The organism is Streptomyces sp. XY431 (assembly GCF_001279805.1).
GTDB classification, from domain to species: domain Bacteria; phylum Actinomycetota; class Actinomycetes; order Streptomycetales; family Streptomycetaceae; genus Kitasatospora; species Kitasatospora purpeofusca.
In genome coordinates, this window is sequence record NZ_LGDO01000185.1 from 1 (window position 1) to 5,293 (window position 5,293).

Genomic DNA, 5,293 nt, shown 5'->3' on the forward strand with positions numbered 1-5,293 from the left:
CCCCCGTACGAACAAGGTCCAAAAACCGACGCCTCGGCCCCACCCCCGAGCAGCAGCGCCCGGCCGACCGGACGCCGGACGCCGGGCGCCATCAGCACCGCCACCGCCACCGTCATCAACATCGCACGGCTGGTCTTCGCCTTCGCGACCGCGCCGACCGACCTCCACCACATGTCGGTCAGCCCGGACGGCGGGCGGCCCCACCTCCTCAAGGACAGCTGGACGCCGCAGGCCGCCGTGCTCGCCGACAGCACGGCGACCGACACCGCCGTGCAGAGCGCACACCTCCCACTCCACCCCCCTGCCCCGCCTCTCACTCCCACCTCTCACCGAACCTCCACAGCACCCACGGAAGGGCGTTGCCGCCCCCTCCGCCCAAGGCCGCGTCAACCCGTCAACGCCGGGCGCCACTTGCCCGACCGGGCAACAGCGGCCGCCCGAAGAGGCAGCGGAGATCCGGCCCGACGGAGCGCCGCGCCGACCGCCCGTGACCCGACCGGGCGCCGGTTCCCCCGCAGGTCACGCCCGGTCGTCCACCGACCGACAGAGTGCCGATCGGGGCTGCAGGGACGAGGGTTGACACCGGAAGTTGGTCTAGTCCACCGTAGGGGAACACGCGTTTGACGAGGCCGGAACAGCCGTCGGCACTCCTTGTCGGACGAGCAATCCACCCTCCTCCCACGCCCCGTCAGGGCCACCCTCCGCCGCCGTCCGGCCCTGCCCCGCGACCCATTCCCTCCACCGTTCTCTCAGCCGCTCACTCAACCGTTCCGACGCCCGTTCACTCAACCGTTCCCGACGCCCATTCCCCCGCCGCCCCGGGCACACGACCACCCCCCGATCCGACGCCCCGACCCGACCTTGGAGTGACGTGATGCCGAAGCCCGACGGGTACCTGTATCGAGCCGCTTCGGAGCGCCCGTACTTCAGCAACGACGGCGAGGCCTACCTCGCCGCCACCGCGCTGAAGGACATCGAGAAGCAGCGCCCGTTGCGCGTGCTGTCGGAGGAGCAGTTCGCCTTCTGGCAGACCTACGGCTACGTCGTCGTGCCGGAGGCAATCACCCCCGAGGCCGCGCGCGGGCTGCTCGACTTCGCCTGGTCGTTCCAGGGCCTCGACCCCGAGCGGCCCGAAACCTGGTACGAGGAACGGGACTTCCGGGACGAGCTGGACCAGCACCTGCACATCTACGGCTTCGTCGAGGCCTACCAGCACCAGCTCATGTGGGACAGCCGGCAGGCCCGCCGGGTCTACGACGCCTTCGTCGACGTCTGGGACTGCGAGGAGCTCTGGGTCACCCTCGACCGGCTCAACCTCAACCCGCCGAACGTCAGGAACCGCGACCGCGCGCTGATCGAGCCCACCGACAAGGGCTTCGACATCGAGCTGCACTGGGACGTCGACTCCACCGCCGGGATGCTCCCCCAGCGTGTGCAGGGCATCATCGCCCTCAACGACACCGCGCCGGACCTCGGCGGCTTCCAGTGCAACCCCGAGCTGTTCCGCCGGTTCAACACCTGGCAGGCCGCCCAGCCGGCCGACCGCGACCCGATCCGCCCGGCCGTCGACCACGCCGAGTTCCCGGTCGTCCGACCCGAGTTGAAGGCCGGGGACCTGCTGATCTGGAACGGCATGCTGGCGCACGGCGTGGCCGCCAACACCTCGGCGAAGGGCGTCCGCTCCGTGCAGTACCTGTCGATGATGCCCGCGCTGGAGGAGCACACGGAGCTCCGCGAGTCGCGCATCGCCTCCTGGCGCGACCGCTCCACCCCGACCTGGAACCGCACCCTGGTCGGCGACCACCGCGAGCACGAGTCGCTGCGCTACGGCCCCGCCGAACTCACCGGCCTCGGCGCCAGGCTGCTCGGCCTGGAGTCCTGGCACCCGGCCGACACCGACCCCGACACCGACCGCGGCCCCGGCACCCCCGACCTCGGCACCGACGTCCCCGGCCCCGGCCCCGGCATCGACATCCCCGGCCCCAGGACAGGCGAGGCATGACCGTGGACCTCGCCGCACCCGGCATCTGCCTCGCCCTGCCCACCAACCGGGCCTGCGCCCCCGCCATCGCCGAGGTCGGCGCCGAAGCCGCCTGGGCCGCCCGCGAGTTCGGTGTCCGGGTGCACCTGCTGATCCTCGACTCGGCGGACGCCGCGACCCGCACCGAGCACGAGAAGGCCGTCGCCGACCTGCCCGCCGTCCCCGGTGTCCTCGTCCACCACCTCGACGAGGAGCAGCAGCGCACCTTCCTGCGGTCCGTGATCGACCGGGCCCTCGCCGCGACCCCGGCCCTGTCCGCGGCGGCGGGTGCCGACCGGCTGCTCGACCTGATGCTGCCGGACACCGTGTCCTACGGGGCGTGCACCAACCGGGCGTTCCTGTTCGCTGCCGCGCTCGGCTGCTCCTCGCTGCACCGCCGCGACTCCGACAGCACCTACCAGGAGCTGGACGGCGAACCGGTGTTCCCGATCCACCACGAGCTGCGCTCGATCGGCCGACGCGCCGCCGACGCCGCGCCCGGCGTCACCCACCACACCCTCGACCCGGCGCACGCGGGGAAGCCGGTCGCCCTGGTCGGCAGTTCCTTCATCGGTGAACTCTCGGTCGACCTCGGGGAGGTCCGGGCCCTGGACCCGGCGGTCTACGAGGAGGTCGTGGGCCTGTGGGCGGCCACCGGCTCCACCGTCGAACAGCGGCGCGAGCTGGTCGCGGACTCGTTCGTCGGCAACGGCACCGACCCGTTCACCCACGACCGTGCCGTGCTCGACCTGCCCGACATCTGGCGGATCGACATGTGCAACATCGCGCTGGACCGCGAGTTGTACGAGCGGGTGCCGCTGCCGCCGGCGACCGACACCATCGGCAGCGACTACTTCCTGCACCATCTGGTGCTCAACGCGGGGCTGCCCGGCGTCACCCACAACCGCAACATCGTCAACCACTACACCCCGGAGCGGCGCACCGACGCCGGATTCCTCGCCTACCAGCTGCGGTTCACCAAGTTCCTGCTGTCGATGCTGTACCTCCACCCGGTGTACGCCGCGCTGGAGTCGGCCGGCGGGGCGCTGCTCGACGAGCAGCACCACGTGCGGCCGGGGGCGGTGGCCGGGTTCGCCCGCCGCGCCGCGGGCGAGGACCGGGCGGAGAACCACCGCCGGCTGGCCGTGCTCGACCGCGCCTACCGCGGGCTCGGCGGACGCTACGCCGACTTCGCCGACCATCTGCTGCCGCGCCGGGAAGGCCTGTTGGACGAGGCGCAGGCCGACATCGAGGCGTTCGCCCTGCTCGTCGACGCCTGGGGCCCGCTGGTCGCCGCCGCCCGAACCGTCCCGCCGACGCCGTCGGACACCGCCCTCCTCGCGCCCGGGCGCGGGCCCACACGCATACCCGCACCCACGAGCACGCCCGGAAGAACCGCCGCGGCGGGAAGACCCACCCACCCCACCACCGGCCGGAGCGCCGCCCATGCCTGACCACGGACGCCTGCGCACCGCCCTGGCCGCCGCCGAGGACGACCGGATCATCTACGACCTCGACGGCATCGAGTCCCAGTACGACGCCCTGCTGCGCGAACTGCCGGACGTCGACATCCGGTTCGCCATGAAGGCCTGCCCGGTGGACGAGGTGCTCGACTGCCTGGCCGCCCGGGGCTCCGGCTTCGACGCGGCCGGACCGCAGGAGATCGTCCAGGCGCTGCGCACCGGCGTGCCGGTCGAGCGGGTCCACTACGGCAACACGATCAAGTCCGATCGCCATATCGCCGAGGCGTACCGGCTCGGCGTGCGCGACTTCGCCACCGACAGCCTGGCCGACGTCCTCGCGATCGCCGAACACGCCCCGGGCGCACGGGTGTTCTGCCGTCTTGCCACCACCGGCGAGGGGGCGCTCTGGGGCCTGAGCCGGAAGTTCGGCTGCTCGCCGGCGGACGCCCTGCGGGTGCTGGACGCGGCCCGGGACGCCGGACTGGTCCCGGCCGGCCTCTCGGTGCACGTCGGCTCCCAGCAACTCACCTCCGAGGCCTGGCAGAACGCCCTGGAGACGATCGCCTCGGTGGTCGAGGAGGCCAACCGGCGGGGCATCCTGCTGGACCACGTCAACCTCGGCGGCGGCCTGCCCGCGCTCGGCGTCCTGGACCGGCGCGGGGAGCCGCTCGACCCGCCGGTCGACAAGATGTTCGCGGTGATCCGGGAGGGCATGCAGCGGCTGCGCGAGATCTCCGCGGCGCCGCTCGGCTTCCTGCTGGAACCGGGCCGCCACCTGGTCGCCGACCACGGTGCGATCCGGGCCCACATCACTCGCCTGACGGATCGTCAGCAGCTGGACGGCGAACGGGCGTACTGGCTCTACCTGAGCTGCGGCAAGTTCAACGGCCTGTACGAGATGGACGAGTTGCGCTACCGGCTGGAGTTCCCGACCCACCCCGGCGCCGTGACCGTGCCCGCCGTGATCGCCGGTCCCACCTGCGACAGCGACGACGCCTACGCCGACGAGGGCGCCGGTGTGCCCGTCCCCCGGGACGCCGCCTCGGGCGACCCGGTGTGGATCCTCTCCTGCGGCGCCTACGCCACCGCCTACACCACGCGGGGGTTCAACGGCTTCCCGCCGCTCCCCTACAGCTGCGTCCGGGCGGGCCGCCCGGACGGCGCGCCCCGCCCCGAGGGAGTACCGCAGTAGATGTCCGCGCACCCGGCCGCCGAACTCCCCGACACCGCAAGCCACTCCGTCCTGCTCGACAACGGGGTCCGCGACGACGAGCTGCTCGTCCGCCCGCTCGCCGAGCACGACTGGGCCGAGGTGGTGCCGCTGGAGGCCCGCGCCTACGGCGAGAGCGGCCTCTCCGAGGGCGGCGAGGCCCTGCGCTCGCGCCACCGGGCCGCCCCCGACTACTGCTTCGCGTTCGAGCACAGGGGCGAGTTCGGCGGCTACCTGCTCGCCCTGCCCTACCCGCTCGGCCACTGCCCCGACCTCGGCCGCGCCGAGTCCCCGGCTCCCCTCGGCTCCACCAACCTGCACGCCCACGACCTGGTCGTGACCGAGCGGCTGCGCGGCCGCGGCCTGGCCCCGCGCCTGCTCACCTTCCTCGCCGACACGGCCCGCGAGCGCGGCCACGCCACCATCTCGCTGGTCGCCGTCCGTGGCAGCGAAGTGCTCTGGGCGCCCCTCGGCTACCTCCCCCACCCCGAGGTGCGGCTCCCCGCGAGCTACGGCGACCGGGCCGTCTACATGTCGATGCCCCTCCACCCCTAGCACCCTCCACCCCTAGCACCCTCCAGCCCCGGCACCCTCCACCCC

Annotated in this window: 5 protein-coding genes; 4 read left to right on the top strand and 1 reads right to left on the bottom strand. The window is 73.1% G+C overall.

Annotated elements, in window-relative coordinates:
- On the bottom strand, window positions 1-266 hold a 266-nt coding region (locus tag ADK60_RS46735), incomplete at its 3' end, for a hypothetical protein (protein WP_234371162.1).
- A gap of 608 nt (window positions 267-874) precedes the next feature.
- Between ADK60_RS46735 and ADK60_RS19680 the strand changes: the two genes are divergently transcribed.
- From ADK60_RS19680 to ADK60_RS19695, 4 genes are read left to right on the top strand one after another with little or no spacing between them, the layout of a single operon-like run.
- Window positions 875-2,002 carry a phytanoyl-CoA dioxygenase family protein gene (locus ADK60_RS19680; RefSeq protein WP_079008528.1) on the top strand — a complete coding sequence of 376 codons (1,128 nt, stop codon included), beginning with the start codon at window positions 875-877 and terminating at the stop codon, window positions 2,000-2,002.
- Complete coding sequence (locus tag ADK60_RS19685; RefSeq protein ID WP_063783199.1) at window positions 1,999-3,474, top strand: DUF6271 family protein; 1,476 nt, start codon at window positions 1,999-2,001, stop codon at window positions 3,472-3,474. Before ADK60_RS19680 ends, ADK60_RS19685 begins: the two co-directional genes overlap by 4 nt.
- Window positions 3,467-4,675 (top strand): type III PLP-dependent enzyme, encoded by a 1,209-nt coding sequence (locus ADK60_RS19690; protein WP_053647687.1) that lies wholly within the window; start codon window positions 3,467-3,469, stop codon window positions 4,673-4,675. The genes ADK60_RS19685 and ADK60_RS19690 overlap by 8 nt, the downstream gene beginning before the upstream one ends.
- On the top strand, window positions 4,676-5,248 hold the full coding sequence (locus tag ADK60_RS19695) for a GNAT family N-acetyltransferase (RefSeq protein WP_079008529.1): 573 nt from the start codon (window positions 4,676-4,678) through the stop codon (window positions 5,246-5,248). It begins immediately after the preceding gene.
- Window positions 5,249-5,293: the final 45 nt, after the last annotated feature.

Bases quoted from the DNA above. Each gene is read 5' to 3' on its own strand.
- ADK60_RS19680 (WP_079008528.1), top strand. From the start codon at position 875: ATGCCGAAGCCCGACGGGTACCTGTATCGAGCCGCTTCGGAGCGCCCG.
- ADK60_RS19685 (WP_063783199.1), top strand. From the start codon at position 1,999: ATGACCGTGGACCTCGCCGCACCCGGCATCTGCCTCGCCCTGCCCACC.
- ADK60_RS19690 (WP_053647687.1), top strand. From the start codon at position 3,467: ATGCCTGACCACGGACGCCTGCGCACCGCCCTGGCCGCCGCCGAGGAC.
- ADK60_RS19695 (WP_079008529.1), top strand. From the start codon at position 4,676: ATGTCCGCGCACCCGGCCGCCGAACTCCCCGACACCGCAAGCCACTCC.